The 15,542-nt window shown below is 63.5% G+C and carries 21 protein-coding genes; 5 read left to right on the top strand and 16 right to left on the bottom strand.

All coding sequences use genetic code 11. From position 1 onward, the window contains the following. Positions 1-30 precede the first annotated feature (30 nt). From NKI85_RS06905 to NKI85_RS06895, 3 genes are read left to right on the top strand one after another with little or no spacing between them, the layout of a single operon-like run. Entirely contained in the window at positions 31-333 is a 303-nt protein-coding gene (locus NKI85_RS06905; RefSeq protein ID WP_352776452.1) for a hypothetical protein, read from the top strand. Beyond that, on the top strand, positions 330-1,214 hold the full coding sequence (locus NKI85_RS06900; RefSeq protein WP_352527101.1) for a cytochrome c oxidase assembly protein: 885 nt from the start codon (positions 330-332) through the stop codon (positions 1,212-1,214). The genes NKI85_RS06905 and NKI85_RS06900 overlap by 4 nt, the downstream gene beginning before the upstream one ends. Next, positions 1,195-1,764 carry a c-type cytochrome gene (locus NKI85_RS06895; protein WP_352527100.1) on the top strand — a complete coding sequence of 190 codons (570 nt, stop codon included), beginning with the start codon at positions 1,195-1,197 and terminating at the stop codon, positions 1,762-1,764. The genes NKI85_RS06900 and NKI85_RS06895 overlap by 20 nt, the downstream gene beginning before the upstream one ends. Before the next feature lie 80 nt (positions 1,765-1,844). Here the strand turns inward: NKI85_RS06895 and NKI85_RS06890 are convergent, their stop codons facing one another. From NKI85_RS06890 to NKI85_RS06865, 6 genes are read right to left on the bottom strand one after another with little or no spacing between them, the layout of a single operon-like run. Then, the gene (locus NKI85_RS06890) at positions 1,845-2,318 is read right to left on the bottom strand and encodes a DUF2269 family protein (protein WP_352527099.1); all 474 of its coding nucleotides are present in this window, start codon (positions 2,316-2,318) and stop codon (positions 1,845-1,847) included. Beyond that, positions 2,318-3,604, bottom strand: coding sequence for an SDR family oxidoreductase (locus tag NKI85_RS06885; RefSeq protein ID WP_352527098.1), 1,287 nt, complete (start codon positions 3,602-3,604; stop codon positions 2,318-2,320). Before NKI85_RS06885 ends, NKI85_RS06890 begins: the two co-directional genes overlap by 1 nt. Positions 3,605-3,638: 34 nt before the next feature. Further along, positions 3,639-3,977, bottom strand: coding sequence for a hypothetical protein (locus NKI85_RS06880; protein WP_352776451.1), 339 nt, complete (start codon positions 3,975-3,977; stop codon positions 3,639-3,641). Further along, a complete protein-coding gene (locus NKI85_RS06875; protein WP_352527096.1) occupies positions 3,977-4,339 on the bottom strand; it encodes a hypothetical protein in 363 nt (120 codons plus the stop codon). The genes NKI85_RS06880 and NKI85_RS06875 overlap by 1 nt, the downstream gene beginning before the upstream one ends. Then, on the bottom strand, positions 4,339-5,559 hold the full coding sequence (locus NKI85_RS06870; protein WP_352527095.1) for an NRAMP family divalent metal transporter: 1,221 nt from the start codon (positions 5,557-5,559) through the stop codon (positions 4,339-4,341). Before NKI85_RS06870 ends, NKI85_RS06875 begins: the two co-directional genes overlap by 1 nt. Further along, the gene (locus NKI85_RS06865; protein ID WP_352776450.1) at positions 5,556-5,954 is read right to left on the bottom strand and encodes a hypothetical protein; all 399 of its coding nucleotides are present in this window, start codon (positions 5,952-5,954) and stop codon (positions 5,556-5,558) included. The genes NKI85_RS06870 and NKI85_RS06865 overlap by 4 nt, the downstream gene beginning before the upstream one ends. Before the next feature lie 218 nt (positions 5,955-6,172). Here NKI85_RS06865 and NKI85_RS06860 point away from each other — a divergent pair, with 218 nt between their 5' ends. Beyond that, positions 6,173-6,385 (top strand): DUF2934 domain-containing protein, encoded by a 213-nt coding sequence (locus tag NKI85_RS06860; protein ID WP_352776449.1) that lies wholly within the window; start codon positions 6,173-6,175, stop codon positions 6,383-6,385. Positions 6,386-6,775: 390 nt separating this feature from the next. Here NKI85_RS06860 and NKI85_RS06855 read toward each other — a convergent pair whose 3' ends face one another. The 6 genes from NKI85_RS06855 to NKI85_RS06830 all read right to left on the bottom strand — a co-directional run bounded on the left by NKI85_RS06855 (position 6,776) and on the right by NKI85_RS06830 (position 12,579). Next, positions 6,776-7,546, bottom strand: a complete 771-nt coding sequence (locus NKI85_RS06855) for a GntR family transcriptional regulator (protein ID WP_352527092.1) — start codon at positions 7,544-7,546, stop codon at positions 6,776-6,778. 112 nt (positions 7,547-7,658) lie between these two features. Next, complete coding sequence (locus NKI85_RS06850; protein ID WP_352527091.1) at positions 7,659-8,441, bottom strand: SDR family NAD(P)-dependent oxidoreductase; 783 nt, start codon at positions 8,439-8,441, stop codon at positions 7,659-7,661. Between the two features lie 96 nt (positions 8,442-8,537). Next, positions 8,538-9,455 (bottom strand): PfkB family carbohydrate kinase, encoded by a 918-nt coding sequence (locus tag NKI85_RS06845; protein WP_352527090.1) that lies wholly within the window; start codon positions 9,453-9,455, stop codon positions 8,538-8,540. Further along, positions 9,452-10,651: a mannonate dehydratase gene (gene uxuA, locus NKI85_RS06840; protein ID WP_352527089.1), complete on the bottom strand. Its 1,200-nt coding sequence runs from the start codon at positions 10,649-10,651 to the stop codon at positions 9,452-9,454. Before uxuA ends, NKI85_RS06845 begins: the two co-directional genes overlap by 4 nt. Before the next feature lie 159 nt (positions 10,652-10,810). After that, positions 10,811-11,470: a ThuA domain-containing protein gene (locus NKI85_RS06835; protein WP_352527088.1), complete on the bottom strand. Its 660-nt coding sequence runs from the start codon at positions 11,468-11,470 to the stop codon at positions 10,811-10,813. A gap of 11 nt (positions 11,471-11,481) precedes the next feature. After that, positions 11,482-12,579 carry a Gfo/Idh/MocA family protein gene (locus tag NKI85_RS06830; protein ID WP_352527087.1) on the bottom strand — a complete coding sequence of 366 codons (1,098 nt, stop codon included), beginning with the start codon at positions 12,577-12,579 and terminating at the stop codon, positions 11,482-11,484. A gap of 351 nt (positions 12,580-12,930) precedes the next feature. Between NKI85_RS06830 and NKI85_RS06825 the strand changes: the two genes are divergently transcribed. Then, a complete protein-coding gene (locus NKI85_RS06825) occupies positions 12,931-13,887 on the top strand; it encodes a dihydrodipicolinate synthase family protein (RefSeq protein ID WP_352527086.1) in 957 nt (318 codons plus the stop codon). Here NKI85_RS06825 and NKI85_RS06820 read toward each other — a convergent pair. The 4 genes from NKI85_RS06820 to NKI85_RS06805 form a co-directional block, all read right to left on the bottom strand. Continuing rightward, entirely contained in the window at positions 13,841-14,239 is a 399-nt protein-coding gene (locus NKI85_RS06820) for a DUF1801 domain-containing protein (protein WP_352527085.1), read from the bottom strand. The two genes, NKI85_RS06825 and NKI85_RS06820, sit on opposite strands and share 47 nt — an antisense overlap. A gap of 92 nt (positions 14,240-14,331) precedes the next feature. Further along, positions 14,332-14,802 carry a DUF1801 domain-containing protein gene (locus NKI85_RS06815; RefSeq protein WP_352527084.1) on the bottom strand — a complete coding sequence of 157 codons (471 nt, stop codon included), beginning with the start codon at positions 14,800-14,802 and terminating at the stop codon, positions 14,332-14,334. A 4-nt stretch (positions 14,803-14,806) separates the two neighbouring features. Beyond that, complete coding sequence (locus NKI85_RS06810; RefSeq protein WP_352527083.1) at positions 14,807-15,037, bottom strand: hypothetical protein; 231 nt, start codon at positions 15,035-15,037, stop codon at positions 14,807-14,809. An 87-nt stretch (positions 15,038-15,124) separates the two neighbouring features. After that, positions 15,125-15,517 carry a VOC family protein gene (locus NKI85_RS06805; RefSeq protein ID WP_352527082.1) on the bottom strand — a complete coding sequence of 131 codons (393 nt, stop codon included), beginning with the start codon at positions 15,515-15,517 and terminating at the stop codon, positions 15,125-15,127. Between the last annotated feature and the right edge of the window lie 25 nt (positions 15,518-15,542).

Here is a 15,542-nt window from a genome sequence, read left to right as displayed (position 1 = left end):
GTTCGGTATGGAACTTCATGGGGTGGGCTGTTGTCGGGGCCATTGGCCTGGGCGGTGTCGACGCAACTGAATTACGCGGTTGTCGAGTGGCAGTGCGCCCACGGTATTCCTGTCATACCAGTCATTGCACTGGTGCTGGCAGTGCTGGCCCTGCTTGGCGGCGCGCTGTCGTGGCGGGCGCGACAGCAAGGCGGCGCCGCCTTCAAACCGGAGCGTACGCGCGGCACCGAAGATTTCGTCGCCAATGTCAGCATTCTCAGCGCGGTGCTGTTTGCGCTGGTAATCGTCATGCAGGGCGCTGCCTCGCTCATTCTTGACGGCTGCATACGATGAGCTTCGAGGCACTCTTCTCGACCTCGATCTGCTACGGTGCCGGCGCCCCGCAGGCCGGTTGGACGCTGGCGCTGCCAATCACGCTGCCGTTGGCAGCGATCGCACTGCTTTACACGGCCGGAGCCGCTCGGTTGTGGCGGCGGAGTGCTCGCAGCCGCCCGTTGCGGCTGTGGCAAGCCCTGCTGTTCGCGGCCGGCTGGGTCATCCTGGCAGCAGCGCTGGTCAGTCCGCTCCATGCATTGGGTGAGCGCGTTTTCACCGCCCATATGATCGAACATGAGCTGCTGATGGCGGTGGCGGCGCCCTTGCTGGTCGCCTCCTGTCCGGCCGCGGCGATGATGTGGGCATTGCCGATCAAGCTGCGGCAGGCGCTGGGCACAGCCGGGCACGCCAAGATGCTGCGAGCGATTTGGGCCGCCATCAGCCGCCCTGCAGCCGCCACCGTCCTGCACGGCGTCGCGATATGGGCGTGGCACGTTCCGGCCCTGTTCGAGGCAGCGCTTGCACAGGGTGCCCTGCACTATGCGCAACATGCCAGCTTCCTCGGTAGCGGCCTGCTGTTCTGGTGGGTGCTGCTGCCGCGCCCCGGCCGCGAACAAGCCTATGGCAGCGCGGTCATGCACCTTTTCTTCACCTCGCTGCACACTGGTCTGCTCGGAGTGCTGCTGCTGGTCTCGCCAAGGCTGTGGTACCCGGAAAACGCCGCCGGCGCAGAATTGTGGAGCCTTAGTCCGCTCGAGGACCAGCAACTCGCCGGTCTGGTGATGTGGGTTCCGGCCGGCCTGATCTATGGCGGCGCGGCGTTGCTGTTGGCCGGCCTGTGGATCCGCTCCAGCGGCCGAAAGGATCGGGAGGCGTCGCATGCGCTCCACCCTGTCTAAGATGGTCATTGGTGCCGGGACGGTGATTGCCGTGTTGGCCACAGCCTGGGTGGCCTTGACATTATGGCAGAAGCATCCCGACCGGGTCGAGCATGAGGCCGACAATGCCACCAGCGGCGTTGGCGTGCGCAGCACACCGCGCTTCATGCTGTCTGGACCGGTAATCGGCGCCGGGGCAATCGTTGTGATCGTTGCAGCTTTGGCTGGGGTCACGTTGTACTCGGAGCAAAGCCGCCGAGTCGAGGACAAGGCCAACAGGGCGACCGGCGGTGTCGCCGCCCGCGCCATACCGATCATGACGGCCAATGGCTGCACCGGTTGCCATACAATAACCGGCGTCCCTGGTGCGCAAGGATTGGTCGGTCCACGCCTCGACGCCAGCCTGGCAGCTAAGGTCTATGTCGGCGGCGTATTGTCCAACAAGCCGGAAAACATGATCCGCTGGCTACGCGCCGCAAGGGAGGTCAATCCGCATACGGCGATGCCTTCGACCAGAATTTCCGAGCAGGAGGCGCGGGATATCGCGGCCTATCTCTATTCGCTGAAATGAAAGTCATTGCTCGCCGCGTCGGGACGGGAGGCGGTGCCGGACCGGAATAGCTAAACCGCGGCAGCTGCCGCCGCTTGTCTTCACCAGTCGATCGCAGGCCGCGCGATCATCAGCCAGAAAATCCCGAGCACCGCAGCGAAGGCGGGAAAGCCGAAGGCGAACCACAGCCAGAAGAGCCGATGATAGCGCGGCGGCAACGGCGCGCCTGCAGCAGCGGCTAGCGAGGCCAGCTTGCGCATCTCCATTTGCATCCAGACGACCGGAAGCCAGAACATTCCTGTGAAGATGTAGAGCGCAATCGAAAGCACGATCCAGCCCTCGGACAGCGAGTAGCCTGCCTGCCAGGCGAGCGCGGCTCCGGTCAGCGGCTGCGCCACGACGGCTGTTGCGGTGAACAGAAAGTCGGCGACGACAACGATGCGCGCCACCGCCGCAACCGTCGCCGCGTTGCCGCTCCTGTGGGCGAGCAGCATGAAGAAGGCGATGCCGGCGCCGGTGCCAAGCAGCACGGATGCGCCGATGACATGCAGAAATTTCAGCAGGAAATAGAGCATCAACGCTCCTCCAGCACTGCCAACGCCACAAAATGCAGCACCAGGATCGGCAACACTTTGAGGAACGGTCCAAGCGGTTCGTTCCACAGCTCCGGGCGCAGGAAGCTTCCCACCACTAGATAGAAGAGCGACAGCGCGATCCCGCCATAGAGGCCCTTTCGCGTCGTCGACCGCCAGGCTATGAGTGCCCCGACGGCGATGTCGGCAAGAGCGCCGGCGATCACGGTCGGCGCCGACAAAATGCCAGCCCCCGTGCTTTGCATCAGGCCGATGCCGCTGTCATAGCCGGTGGTCAGCGACACAATTCCCGTCACTATCCAGAAGAAGGGCAGGACGACGAATATCGCCGGCTTGATGAAATACAGCCGGGCAAACCATTTTTCCTGCACCGTCGCCGGATTGAGCGCGAGGAATCCCGCCAGGGTCTGCGGCCGTATGCCGGTCGAGGCGGTCCAGTCCGAGGGATCTCCGACCGCCCCTCGTGCGATCTCCCTGGCCGCGTTGGTGCGCATCGGAGGCCGCCAGCCGAACATCGCGGCAAGATCACCGAGGCGGTAGAGAAGCTTTGCAAGTATCCCGGGCAAGACAAACCTGGTTGCCGGAGCCCAGCCGAGCCATCGGCGATAGGTGCCGACGACCTCGTCCATGCTCAGCGGTTCGGGACCGACAAGTTCCAGCACAATGCGAGACGGACTGGCCGGATCGAGAAAGAAGACGACGGTAGAGACCACGTCGTCGAGTTGCACCACCTGCAGCCGGCCGGTGTCGGGCATGGACGGCAGCATCGGCAGCGAGGCGAGACCCCGAAACAATGCGCTGGCTCCAAACACCGGCCGGCCTAGCACCACGGACGGGCGAAGGATCGCCCAGTCCAGATCAAGCGCCATAAGCGCTTCATCGCCGGCTAATTTCGTCGCCGAGAACGACGAAGGCTGCGCCCGATCGACGCCTATCGCCGAGAAGTGGATCACCCGGGCAACCCCTGCCCGCGCACAGGCAAGGAAGAGCGCAGCCGCCGCATCGCGATGGACTTCGCGCGTCTTTTCGCGGGGGCTGTCCTGCAGAACGCCCGCACAATTGACGACGGCGTCGACGCCCGTCAGATGCGGCAGCCAGTCTTCGGGCTGCAGCGCCACCGTCATGTCCAGCACCAGCAACTGATAATTGCCGGCCCGGTTTGCGCCGGGGTTGCGGACCAATCCGATCACCTCATGCCCTTCGGAAAGAAGGCGTGCGACGACCGAGGCACCGATCAGGCCGGTGGCGCCGGTAACCAGAACTTTCACTGGACCGCATTCTCCGACGGCGGGAAAGTATCGTTCATTCCAGCGTATCGCCCTCGATACTCCCCTTCATACCTGAAAGTTCTTCCTTCGTGCATAACAGTCGCGGCCGCGACGGGTCGGAGATGTCGAGCTTGTCCCAGGGAATGCGGTACATGCTGTCGCGACTGCGCAGTCGAAAGATATCGAGAACCGCTATGCCGATGGCCGAAGCGGAAAGACGCTCGAATGCGGCGTAAATGCCGACATGGTACTCGGTGATCACGAGGTCGTCGCCCTCCGGTTCGGCGCGTATCTCCTCGATATGGCCGATGCTTTTGCCGCGCTGCGAAAGCACATTTCTGCCAGCCAATTGCTCAAGGTTGACAGTGGCCATCATCCGGCCCCCGGGATACGCCCAATGACATGGTCGCGCAGCCAGTCCTGCCAGTCGAGAATCGCGGTTTCGCGGACGTCGATGTCGAACTCGATGTCGACGCCGATGTCGCGCACCTTGTTCCAGGCGATGCGGTGCGGCTCGGCATGGCGCTTGCCGCCAAGCCTCGCGGCAAGCCGCGCCATCCAGCGCCCGGGCCGCTCGCCAAGCCTCCGCGCCAGCGTGATCGAGCCGAGCTCGACGGCAACGATTTTGGGCGGCTTGCCTGGCCTGAGCTCAACCACCAGCCCGTCCACCTTGCCGATTTTGACCTGCTCGCGGTCGACAACTTGCTTGTCCAGAATGTCGCGCAGCAAATCCATCACGTGCCTCCGAATATCTGCAACGGAATGGTCACGACTGCGAGCACGAAACCGAGTGCGATAATGAAGATGACCGCGGCGTTCGAGATCATGCCATTGCGGTGCTCGCCGACATACCGCTCGTCGTTCAGCAAGAAGAGGAACGGAACCACGGAGAGAGGCAGGCTGGCGGCCGTCAGTGCCATGGAAAAGATCGTGAGCCTCAGTGGATCGAGACCCAGCGCGATCGGAATGGCGGCGAGGAGCAACGAGACCGTGTAGACGGTGCTGAAGCCCGGATCGTCGCGCGGTTTCTGGTCCTCGCCCCAGGTCCAGCCAAAACCTTGCGCCACGAGGTAAGCTTGCTGCAGCCCGACTTCCAGCGCAGCACCGAAGCAGGCTATGCCAAGTGAAGCGACGAACAGGACGAACCCCCAGAAGCCGAAGATCGGGATCAGCATCAGCGGCAGTTGGTGGTAATCGTCGACCTGGTCTATGCCGTGTGCCGCAAGCACGAGCGCCGCCACGATCAACACACCGATCGCGATCGTGCCGCCAAAACTCATGCCCAAGCCGGCAATGGCCCGATTGGTCCCGAGATAACTCTTGTCCCACTGGTCCTCGATCGCTCCCGACGAATAGAACATGAACAGGTAAGGCGATATCGACGCGCCAAGAATGCTGACCGCCATGAACCAGTATTTGGCGGCGTCGTGGTCCGGCAGAGTGGGCACGGCGCCGGCCGCGACCTGCCCCCAATCGGGTCCCAGCATGACGGCGCCAACCACGAAGCATAGCGTGACGAGGCCGAGGATCGAGACGCCTTTTTCGATGAAGCCGAACGTGCCTTTCCAGAGGAACAGCCATGCCAGAAAAGCGACCGGCAGCGCCCACCATTGAAAGCCGATGCCGGTCGCGAGCTCGAGCGCAATGGCAGCGCCGCCGATCTCGGCGGACATCACCAGGAAGTTGACCAGCAAAGTCGCAAGCAAGGGCCACAGAAAGACGTTGAAGCCAAACCGTTCCCGGATCCCGTCGGCGATGGTGTGATGACTTACGGCGGCGAACCGGCCGGCCATCTCGACCAGAAAGATGATGCAGATCGTGCCCAGAACGACGGCCCAGATCAGCTGGAACCTGAACGCCGCGCCCGCCTGAGCGGCGGTTGCCATCGATCCGACCTCGAGAAAGCCACCAACGCTGGTGACGATACCCAACGATATTTCGAGCAGCTTCTTCATGGTTTCGGCGCGAAATATTTGGACTGGGACGCGTTCAGGGCCGCAGTGGCAGCCCGGAGATCCTGCTGCGCCTGTTCCACTCCCGGGCGGTTGCCGTCCTGCACTGCCGTCGCGGCGCGTGTCACCGCCGTCGAAAGCTGTCCGACTGCCGCCGTCAGACCGGCTTGCTCGCTGGCTTCAGGCGACTTGGCGGACTGGATTTGCGCACCGGCATCGGCGAGCGTCTTGCCTACCGATTGCAAGGTGCGCGACGTGTATTTCGAGGGGGCCGCCCCTGAAGCCCAGGCATCCAGCACCAGCGATGCGGTCTGTGCGGCGGAAGCCGCGGTTTTCGACTGCTGCTCGATCTGGTCGGAAGGCGAGCATGCCGTCAGCACAAACATCGTCAGCAGCAAGCACAGGCGGTCTGGTCGAAGACCGACAGCTGCAATGGCATCTACAATACGTGCTTGTAGCGTGGCTGCCACACGATTGCTCTCCCCGCACCAAGCGACTTCCGCGTGCAATTTGATCTAGAGCGCTCGGTGATCACGTCAACTAACCGCGATGACTGCCCTGGCCGCCCGGAACAAACCACCGATCGCCGGATTAGGGGGATGAGGAGGCAAAGGTCATGGACAGGGAAGAGCGTATCAGGCAGCGAGCCCATGAGATCTGGGAGCGCGAAGGCCGTCCGCAAGGACGCGAGCGCGAGCATTGGGATCAGGCCGTGCAGGAGATCGAAGCTGAGGCTTCCGAGGCCGAACGCGGTCCGGTCGTGCCCGATCCAACGGTCGGGGCCGGCTCCGATCCCGAGGCGCGCGGCAGCAAGCGGCGGGGGAAATGAGGCCCAATGCCTCGTCTCGTTGCCTGGATCGTGGTCGTACTGGTCGTGCTCTTCGCCGCATGGCTGATGCTTGGGCGCGACAGAACCAGTGGCGGTCCTCAGCCCGCGCCTCATGCAATAGACCAGAATGGATAGGAGCTGACATGACGGCTAGGGAAAGCCATCCCGAACAAGACCCTGCGGAAGGATCGCGATCGACAGTGGAAAAGCAACTCCGCAAGGAGCAAGGCGGCGAGGGGCAAAAACGCGAAGCCAAGCCGGCTTCCGACAAATCCCGCAGCAAGACCAAAACGCCTTCGGAACCGCCGAAGAAAGGCTCAGGCCTGGACTGAGCCGGCTGGTTTCACGTTTTCACGTCGTCTCCTCCTCGCTCTGTCGCGCGACCGGTTGTCATTCGGGCAGACCGCCGGCAGCCGCTTCTGTCCTCTTTCCCGTCGAGCCTGGTGCCTCGAAATAATGGGGATAGCGCTCCTGGACGATTTCGAGCACGTCGAAGATGCGGCGAAGATGCGTTCGCATCGCCTCTTCCGCCGCAAGCGCGTCGGCCTGCTCGAGCGCATCGACAATCCGCCGATGTTGGCCGAGGACCACGGACATGCTGTCGAGGCGCGGGAAGGACAGGAAGCGGAAGCGGTCCATGTGCAGCTTCGCCGCACTGATGTCGGCCCAGATTCCGGGGAAGCCGGCATGGCTGGCGATGTGCTGATGGAACAGCTCGTCCGACTTGAAGAAGCGCCTGTCGTCCGCGATAGAGGCGAACGTCTCCTGGACCGCCAGTTCGCCTTTGAGCATGGCGAGCAGTTCGGCGCGGCGCGGGCTCTCGACCGCACGCTTGATCAGGCCGACTTCAAGCGATTCGCGCAGAAATTGCGATCTCTCGAGATCGGCGATCCGGAGCGGCGCCACCATGCTGCCGCGCTGCGGATAGATGTCGATCAGGCCAAGACCGGCGAGCCGGGCGAGCGCCTCCCTGACCGGCGTGCGGCTCACGCCGAGGGCTTCCGACATCGCCTTTTCGGATATCAATTCGTGCGGCTTCAGCCGGAAGGTCAGGATCTGGTCGAGCAAAACCTCGAAGGTTCTCGCCGCGACCGATACGCCGGGGCCAGATTCGAGCAGCCGTCCCTCGGTGATGGTCCGCATTCCCAAAAGCCCCGCCATCGGCAATCCCCTTAAAGACTCTCGCCAGCACTGTGGCCGTCATGACGAGGTTGGGCGAGCCATGGCGATGCGCTGGCGCTGGCCGTCCAGGCTGACATGAGACACAACGGCGTTATTCCTTGCGCGGAGAACCGCCGATGCGCGCCAGCAGGCCGCCATCGACGCGCACGACCTCGCCGGTGACGAAGGAGGCATCGTCGGACAGCAGGAAGGCAACGACGGCGGCAATCTCTTGCGGCCGGGCCGTGCGGCCGAGCGGATGCATATTGTCGAGGATGCGCAGGATCTCCTCGGGGTTGTCGTTGAGCTTGACCGCATCCCGCAGCATCGGCGTGTCGACCGCGCCCGGAGCGACGGCATTGACGCGCACGCCGAGCGGCGCATAGTCGACGGCCATCGACTTTACGAGGCCGATCAGGCCGTGCTTGGCCGTGGTATAGGCCAGAACGCCTTCCTGGCTGGCCAGGCCCTGCACCGAACTCATATGGACGATGGCGCCGCGGCTTTGGCGCAGCAGCGGCATCGCCGCGCGCGACAGCAGATAGGCAGCCTTGAGGTTAACGTTCATCACCTCGTCCCAAAGCGCCTCGTCGGTGGTTTCCACCGTTCCGTAACGCTGGATGCCGGCATTGTGGGAAAGCATGTCGAGCCCGCCGAACGCGGATCGGGCAAGCTCGACGGCGCGGCCGCAGGTCTCAGCATCGGCGGTCGAGCCAAGTATGGTGCGCACGGTCACGCCGCGCGTCGAAAGCTGCGCCGCGACCTCATCCAGCTGATCGCCCGCCCGGTCGAACAGGACCAGGTCTACGCCTTGCTCGGCCAGCCTTTCGGCGACGGCACGGCCGATACCCATGGCCGCCCCGGTGACCAGCGCGCGTTTTTTGAATTCAGCCATTTATCCTCCACGAGCGGTTGTACAGCGATTACCATGGTAGTCGATCAGCGCTACTTGACGTGCCCTTTTCCGTCGAGCCGGCAAGCGGGTTCGGCGTCATGTCGGCGATCCTTGCATGAAGGCCAGCGTTTCCGCGCGCGTCGGTGCGCCGAGACGTCCGCCAAAGCGCAGGCATTTCAGGGCGGCGGCAGCGCTGGCCACTGCTATGGCCCACTCTTCATTCCAGCCTTCGGCCAAACCCAGAGCGAAGGTGCCGTGAAACACGTCGCCCGCCGCCAGGGTGTCGACGGCTTCGACCCGTGGCGACGGCAGATGACGGACATCATTGCTGCCCGGGTGCTGGAACGCGGTGCCGTTCGCCCCATCGGTGACCGCGACGAAGGCGCCGGTCCGTTCGCCGAGAATGGCGACGGCGGAACCAGCGGAAGCCTCTGGACCGCACAGAATACGCGCCGCCGGCAGCGAAGCAACGACATGCGAGGCGAGCGGCAGTAGCCGGTCGAGCACCGGTCGCGACGCGACATCGGCGTCAAGGATCGCCGGAATGCCGCATTCGCGGGCTTTCGCCAGCGCCAGCGCGGCGGCTCCCGGCCAGCGTACGTCGACCAGGACGGCGTCGAAGCGGGAAAAATCCGCGGGCGGAAGACGGTCCGGATCGGCTTGTGTGATGGCATCATAGAAGGGCACGATCATGCGCTCGCCGACGGCGTCGACCAGGATCGTGGCAATGGCGGAGCGGCCACCTTCGACCCTGCGCACCAGCGAACAGTCGACCCGCTCCGCCTCCATCTGGGCGATGACGTCGCGGCCGACGGCATCGTTGCCGACGCTTGCCCATAGCCAGACCTGCCCGCCCTGGCGGCTGGCCGACGCGGCGGCACTTGCCGCCATGCCGGCCGCGATCTGCACGGCCTCGCTCGGCAGGAACTTGCCGGCGCCGGAGGGCAGGACGTCGAGGCGCAAGATCGTGTCGTAGGTGAGCGCGCCGACACAGAGCAGGCGGGGCGCCGTCATTGAAGTCGGTAGCCGCGCTGATGAGCAATCGCCGTCATTACGCCTCTCAGTTCGGCAAGGCCGCGAAGACGACCGATCACGGGGTAGCCGGGATGGGTGTGCCGCGTGGCGTCATCGATCAGCTCGTGGCCATGATCCGGACGAAACGGCAGCAGCGCCGCCGGCTCTCCGGCATCGCGGCGGCGTTGCTGCTCGTCGAGCAGGATCGAGACCACCGAAACCATGTCGACATCGCCGTTCAAATGCTCGGATTCCATGAAGGAGCCGTCCGGATCCTTGCTGACATTGCGCAGGTGCACGAACTTGATCTTATGCGCAAAACGCCTGGCGATGGCAGGCACGTCATTGGCCGGATTGGCGCCCAGCGACCCCGTGCACAAGGTAAGTCCACTGTTGGCCGAGGGCACGGCGTCCAGGATAAAGGCGATGTCTTCGGCATTCTTGACGATCCGGCACAGTCCGACGAGATCGCGCGGCGGGTCGTCCGGATGGATCGCCAACGTGACGCCCGCCTCTTCGGCCGCCGGCAGCACGTTTTCGAGAAAACGGACGAGATTCTCGCGCAACCGGTCGTGCGACAGGCTCGACTGCTCGGCCACCACTTCGCGCAATTCCGCTATGTCGTAGCGCTTGAAGGCACCCGGCAGGCCGGCCATGATATTGGCGAGCAGACGTTCTTTCGCCGCATCCGGCGTCGTCTCGAACCACTCGCTCGCCCGCTGGAGAACATCGGACGCATAGTCGCGCTCCGACCCTTTGCGCTGCAGCATGTAGCAGTCGAACGCGGCAAGCTCATGCATGTTCAGGCGCAGCGCCCGTCCGCCGCCCGGCAGCGGCACAGCCAAGTCGGTGCGGGTCCAATCAAGGATCAGCATGAAATTATAGCAGACCGTGCGCACACCGCAGGCGCCGAGATTGCGCAAGGTCTGCCTGAAATTGTCGTAGAGCCGGTCGAGATCGCCGCGGCCGAGCTTGATGTCCTCGTGCACGGGCACGCTCTCGACGACGCTCCATTTGAGGCCCATCACCGGATCCGCTTCGATCTGCGCCCGGCGCTGCCTGATGGCGTCGACCGGCCAGACTTCGCCGTATGGAATGTCGTGCAATGCCGTCACGATGCCGGTTGCGCCGGCCTGCCTTGCGTGGGCAAGCGTTGCCGCGTCGCTCGGCCCAAACCATCGCCACGTCTGCTCCATTCGACCTCCAGCTGCGGAATTCCCGATGACGGCCGCCGGTGTATTGGATACTACCATGGCAGTCAATCGCCTGTAGTTCGGGACCCTGTGAGTTAGCCGTCGGACGGCTTTGCTCCTTGAAAAAAGACGACGACGATACGTGGCGTTCAGATAGAAGGGCTACGCAAGGTCCGGGTTTCGGCTGGCCCAAATCGCGCCGCGCTCGAAAATCATGCGCATTTGCGGCACGGCGAACTCGTCGGCGGTGTGGCCGAGCGCGCTGTAGAAGACGCGGCCCTTGCCGTATCGGCGCTTCCAGACGACCGGCATGACGACGCCGGCGATGAAGTCGAGATGCTCGCCGGTGAAAGTCGTCGTCGCCAGCACCTCGTTGGTCGGATCGACATGCATGTAATACTGCTCTGAGCGGTAGGCGAAGCCGTCGATGCCTAGCACGACCGGATCATCGGACCTGATGACATCGACCCTGTAGTCGATGATGTTGCCGGGATGGGCGACCCACTGGCCGCCGGTCATGAACTGGTATTCCGGCTCATTGCGGAAGCTGTCGCACATGGTGCCGTGAAAGCCCGCAAAGCCGGTGCCGGCCTTGACGGCGCTGGTCAGGTTTTGCAGCTCCGGCTTTTCGATCGTCGACATGGTGATCACCGGGACAATGAGATCGAGCTTGGATATTTGCGGATCGGCGAGTGCCGAAGTCCCCTGTTCCAGCCGCACGTCGAAGCCGTTGCCGGTCAGCATCTCCTTGACGATTTCGGCGCTTCGAGCCGGGGTGTGACCTTCCCAGCCGCCCCAGAAAATCAGTGCCGTCTTGCTCATTGCATTATTCCCTATTCCAGAATTCCGAAAGGCAGGTCGGCGTGCATCGGCGCCGGACGGGCGCAGCCATATCTCAGGTCGATACGCCGCCCTCTCTCTGCTGAAGAGATGATCGATTCCATGATTTCCAGGACATGGAGGGAAAGATCGAGGCTGGCGCGGTGTTGCCTGCCGGAGACGATCGCCTGCGCCATGTCGGCGAGGCCGAGGCCCCGGTAATTGCCGTTGCCATAGGAATGGATCTGATCGGCCATCGTCCAGTCGCCCTTGCGTTGGCTGGTGCTGATGTCGCCCTGGAACTGGTTGGGATCGGAGACGATCATCGAGCCGGTGGTGCCGTAGAGCTCAATGTGATTGTGATCGTGCTTCCAGACGTCGAAGCTGGTGGTGATCGAGACCGCCGCGCCATTCTCGAATGTGAGCAGGCCGGAAATATGGGTCGGCACCTCGACCTGGATCGTTTCGCCCTGGCGCGGTCCAGAACCGATGGTACGGGTGGCATAGGATGACTTCGCCTGCCCGGTCACCGATTTTACCGGCCCCAGGAGATTGACCAGGCAGGTCAAATAGTAAGGTCCCATGTCGAGCATCGGCCCGCCGCCGGGCTGGTAGTAGAAATCCGGATTCGGATGCCAGAGCTCGTGGCCGGGCACCTGCATGAAAGCAGAGCCGGCGACAATGGTTCCAACGGTATCCTCATCGACCAGCCGCCGCGCCGTCTGGTGGGAGCCGCCAAGAAAAGTGTCGGGTGCGCAGCCGACACGCACGCCCTTTTCGCGCGCGGCCGCGACGAGCCGCTCCGCGTCGCTGAGCGTCGTTGCCAGCGGCTTCTCCGAATAGACGTGCTTGCCTTTGCCGACAGCCTGCAAGCCGACCGGCACGTGATGCTGCGGCGTCGTCAGGTTGAGCACGATCTCGACCCGGGGATCGGCCAACAGCGTGTCGACCGGCATGGCAGCCAGGCCGTAGGCCGCTGCCTTGGCCTCGGCCGCCGTCCGGTTGATATCGGCGACGCCGACAATGTCGAGCACCGGAAATTGCGGTGACGCCTTCAGATAGGCATCTGAAATGTTGCCGCAGCCAATGATGCCGACACCGATCCTCCGCATGGGCTTCTCCTCAAAAAGCGGCATTGATGGAACAGCAGAACTCGTTTGTCACCCCCCTCGACCAGACGATGTTATCCGGTGCCAGGATATACCTCGAGAGCCTCGTCGAGTGTCAGGGACGTCCGGCCCTGTTGCGCCTAGTCCGCTTCGCTTCGTAGAGTCTGGCGTCGAGCCGTTCGCACAGGCTTCAGAGCCGTCGCCCGATCACAATCGCGCGCCTATGCACGAGCGGCTTGCGTTCGGGGCCGAACGGCCGGTACTTCAGCAGCACTGCTCATGTGGCTTGCCCGGTGGGGTACAGGTCACCGGGTTTTGAGCACTGCACAGATTTTCACCGGTAGAAGGACGCCCATGATCCGCCCGCAAGGAACCATCGCTCCGATCCTGACGCCTTTCGAAAACGACGGCCGCATCGCCCGCGACCTCTGGACATCCCACGCCAAGTGGGTGCTGGATCAGGGAGCGCATTTCCTGTCGCCGTTCGGCACCACGGGCGAGGCCTTGTCCGTCTCGTTGCGCGAGCGCATGCAAGCGCTGGAGTGGCTGGTCGAGGCCGGCATTTCGCCAAGCCGGCTGATGCCCGGCACCGGTGTCACAGCACTTGCCGAGACCGTCGAACTGACCGCGCATGCGGTCGGTCTCGGCGGTGCCGGGGTGATGGTGCTGCCGTCATTCTTCTACACGGCTGTCGGTGACAACGGCCAGGCCCGCTACTACAGCGAGCTGATCGAACGGGTGGCGAACCCGGCTATGAGGATGATCCTCTACCACATCCCGCAGAATTCAGGCGTGCCGGTGAGCCCGGCGCTGACCGCCCGGTTGAGCAAAGCGTTTCCCGATGTCGTGGTGGCCTACAAGGACAGCGCCGGCGACTGGAACAACACCGCGGCGGTTATCGCGGCGGCGCCAAGGGTCGCGGTCTTCCCGAGTTCGGAAGCACAGCTGACCAAAGGCCTCGCGAACGGTGCTGCGGGGTGCATCTCGGCGACAGTCAATCTGAATGCCGCAGCGATCCGTTCCCTCTACGACGCGGCACTGGCGGGAGAGGATGTTGCCGAGGCGGACGCCGCCGTCAAAGCGTTTCGCAAAATCATCCAGGACGCCGGCCTCATCGCTGCAATGAAGGCGGTGCTGGCGGTACGGTCCGGCGACAGACGCTGGCTGAACCTGCGCGCGCCGCATGAGAATGCAACGCAAGCCAGCGGCGAAGCCTTGCTCGCCGCTCTCGGCCCGTCGGCCGACCATATCGGCCGGGATCCGACTATCGGGCCGCGTTCAGGGCTGCAGCGGCGCGTATCAGCGTCTTGAACGCGTCCTCATCTATTTCCTCGCCCTCGCGGATATCGATGGCGCGCCTGGTGTTGCCTTCGAGGCTGGAGTTGAACAGGCCGGAAGGGTCCTCCAGCGCGGCGCCCTTGGCGAAGGTCAACTTCACGACGTTCTTGTAGGTCTCACCGGTGCAGATTATTCCGGCGTGCGACCATACGGGAACGCCTCGCCACTTCCACTCCTCGACCACTTCGGGGTCGGCCTGCTTGATCAGAGCGCGGACATGGGAAAGCGTTTTGCCTCGCCAATCGCCTAGCTCGTTGATTCTGGCATCGATCAGCTGAGAGGGAGAGTTGCCTGCATTTCCTTCCATCGAGCCACTTTTCATCATTATTGTCGCTTTCCCTAGGGTTGTTGCCGCTCGCCCGTCACTTGAATACCGCCAGTCGGCACCGGGTTTGCGGGGATGACTGGCATTCCCACTCACATTCGCTCGCCTGGCAATTGGCTGGCTTGCCTCACCCAAGCGGCGAGCTGAGCTTCGTCGAGCTGGTCGTCCTCGTGGATGTCGAGGTAGCGCACTTCCTTGTGCTTGGACTCGCCGGGAGGGACAGGACGCAGCGACGTGCCGCGGAAGAAAGCCAGCTTGATGTACTTTGTGAAGCAATGGAAGTTGAGGAACCAGCCTTGGCCCTCTACGCCATAGAAGGGCGAGTTCCATTTGACGGCCTTGCGGACGTTGGGCACGTTCCGCACGATGAGCGCGTCGAGGCGGCGCCCGACGTCGCGTTTCCAGCCCGGCATGGCCGCGATATAGGCCTGCACCGGAGCGTCGCCGTCGGCCTTCGCGATCTGAGGGTTGCCGCCTGCGAGGAGGGCCGGCTTGGCAGCGGCAGGCTTGGCGGCGGGCTTCTTTGCGACCGCCGATGGCTTTATGGACGTCTTGTTGGCCATGCGTTCACTCCAATGCGCCGGTGCCTCCTGCGCTGCGCCACTTGGGCGCGTAAGGCAGCACGAACATGTACAGACCGGTGAGCAGGAGCAAGCCGAGCGGGAACAGCGGCAAGAAGTACACCCAATTGGCGGGTTCCTTGCCTACTCCCAAGCTGATGAAGATGGCGGCGACGACCGCCGCAAAGATAATCGACAGCCAGCGATGGATCTGCCGAACCCATTTGTTCCAATTCATTGAGATCTCCTGTGAAGACGAGCCGAAGCGGATCGGGCGGCCCGTTTGGCGGCTCTCGCCGGGCAGCCACGCCACCGAACGTGTGCCCTACCAGCGCGCCAGCTGGGTGATTTGAATGAGATTGCCGCAGCTGTCGTTCAGCTGGGCAATCGTCGAGCCGGTTACCTCGGTCGGCGGCATGGTGAACTCGGCGCCACGCGCTTTGATGCGCTCGTCGTCGCCCTTGATGTCGTCGGTGAAGAACATGACCGCTGGCTGGCCCTGCTGGAAAATGGCTTGCTGGTAGGCCTTGGCTGCCGGGTTGTCGTTGAGCGCGAGTTGCAGCTCGGTCCCGTCCGGCTCGTCGGGCGATGCGACGGTCAGCCAGCGAAACGGTCCATTGCTGAAATCGGCCTTCTTGGTAAAGCCAAGCATTTCGGTGTAGAAGCCCAGCGCCTTCTCCTGGTCGTCCACGTACACTTTGGTCAACTTGATCTTCATTGGCTTGCCTCCATTGTCGCCTCAT

The sequence above is a fragment of the Mesorhizobium sp. M0571 genome, from assembly GCF_040320985.1.
In the GTDB taxonomy this organism is placed as follows: domain Bacteria; phylum Pseudomonadota; class Alphaproteobacteria; order Rhizobiales; family Rhizobiaceae; genus Mesorhizobium.
This window is presented reverse-complemented; position numbering and strand designations above follow the sequence as displayed.

Bases quoted from the DNA above. Each gene is read 5' to 3' on its own strand.
- NKI85_RS06850 (WP_352527091.1), bottom strand. From the start codon at position 8,441: ATGGCTGAATTCAAAAAACGCGCGCTGGTCACCGGGGCGGCCATGGGT.
- NKI85_RS06860 (WP_352776449.1), top strand. From the start codon at position 6,173: ATGGACAGGGAAGAGCGTATCAGGCAGCGAGCCCATGAGATCTGGGAG.
- NKI85_RS06855 (WP_352527092.1), bottom strand. From the start codon at position 7,546: ATGGCGGGGCTTTTGGGAATGCGGACCATCACCGAGGGACGGCTGCTC.
- NKI85_RS06895 (WP_352527100.1), top strand. From the start codon at position 1,195: ATGCGCTCCACCCTGTCTAAGATGGTCATTGGTGCCGGGACGGTGATT.
- NKI85_RS06830 (WP_352527087.1), bottom strand. From the start codon at position 12,579: ATGCGGAGGATCGGTGTCGGCATCATTGGCTGCGGCAACATTTCAGAT.
- NKI85_RS06810 (WP_352527083.1), bottom strand. From the start codon at position 15,037: ATGAATTGGAACAAATGGGTTCGGCAGATCCATCGCTGGCTGTCGATT.
- NKI85_RS06890 (WP_352527099.1), bottom strand. From the start codon at position 2,318: ATGCTCTATTTCCTGCTGAAATTTCTGCATGTCATCGGCGCATCCGTG.
- NKI85_RS06880 (WP_352776451.1), bottom strand. From the start codon at position 3,977: ATGGCCACTGTCAACCTTGAGCAATTGGCTGGCAGAAATGTGCTTTCG.
- NKI85_RS06815 (WP_352527084.1), bottom strand. From the start codon at position 14,802: ATGGCCAACAAGACGTCCATAAAGCCATCGGCGGTCGCAAAGAAGCCC.
- NKI85_RS06875 (WP_352527096.1), bottom strand. From the start codon at position 4,339: ATGGATTTGCTGCGCGACATTCTGGACAAGCAAGTTGTCGACCGCGAG.
- NKI85_RS06870 (WP_352527095.1), bottom strand. From the start codon at position 5,559: ATGAAGAAGCTGCTCGAAATATCGTTGGGTATCGTCACCAGCGTTGGT.
- NKI85_RS06825 (WP_352527086.1), top strand. From the start codon at position 12,931: ATGATCCGCCCGCAAGGAACCATCGCTCCGATCCTGACGCCTTTCGAA.
- NKI85_RS06900 (WP_352527101.1), top strand. From the start codon at position 330: ATGAGCTTCGAGGCACTCTTCTCGACCTCGATCTGCTACGGTGCCGGC.
- uxuA (WP_352527089.1), bottom strand. From the start codon at position 10,651: ATGGAGCAGACGTGGCGATGGTTTGGGCCGAGCGACGCGGCAACGCTT.
- NKI85_RS06845 (WP_352527090.1), bottom strand. From the start codon at position 9,455: ATGACGGCGCCCCGCCTGCTCTGTGTCGGCGCGCTCACCTACGACACG.
- NKI85_RS06820 (WP_352527085.1), bottom strand. From the start codon at position 14,239: ATGATGAAAAGTGGCTCGATGGAAGGAAATGCAGGCAACTCTCCCTCT.
- NKI85_RS06805 (WP_352527082.1), bottom strand. From the start codon at position 15,517: ATGAAGATCAAGTTGACCAAAGTGTACGTGGACGACCAGGAGAAGGCG.
- NKI85_RS06835 (WP_352527088.1), bottom strand. From the start codon at position 11,470: ATGAGCAAGACGGCACTGATTTTCTGGGGCGGCTGGGAAGGTCACACC.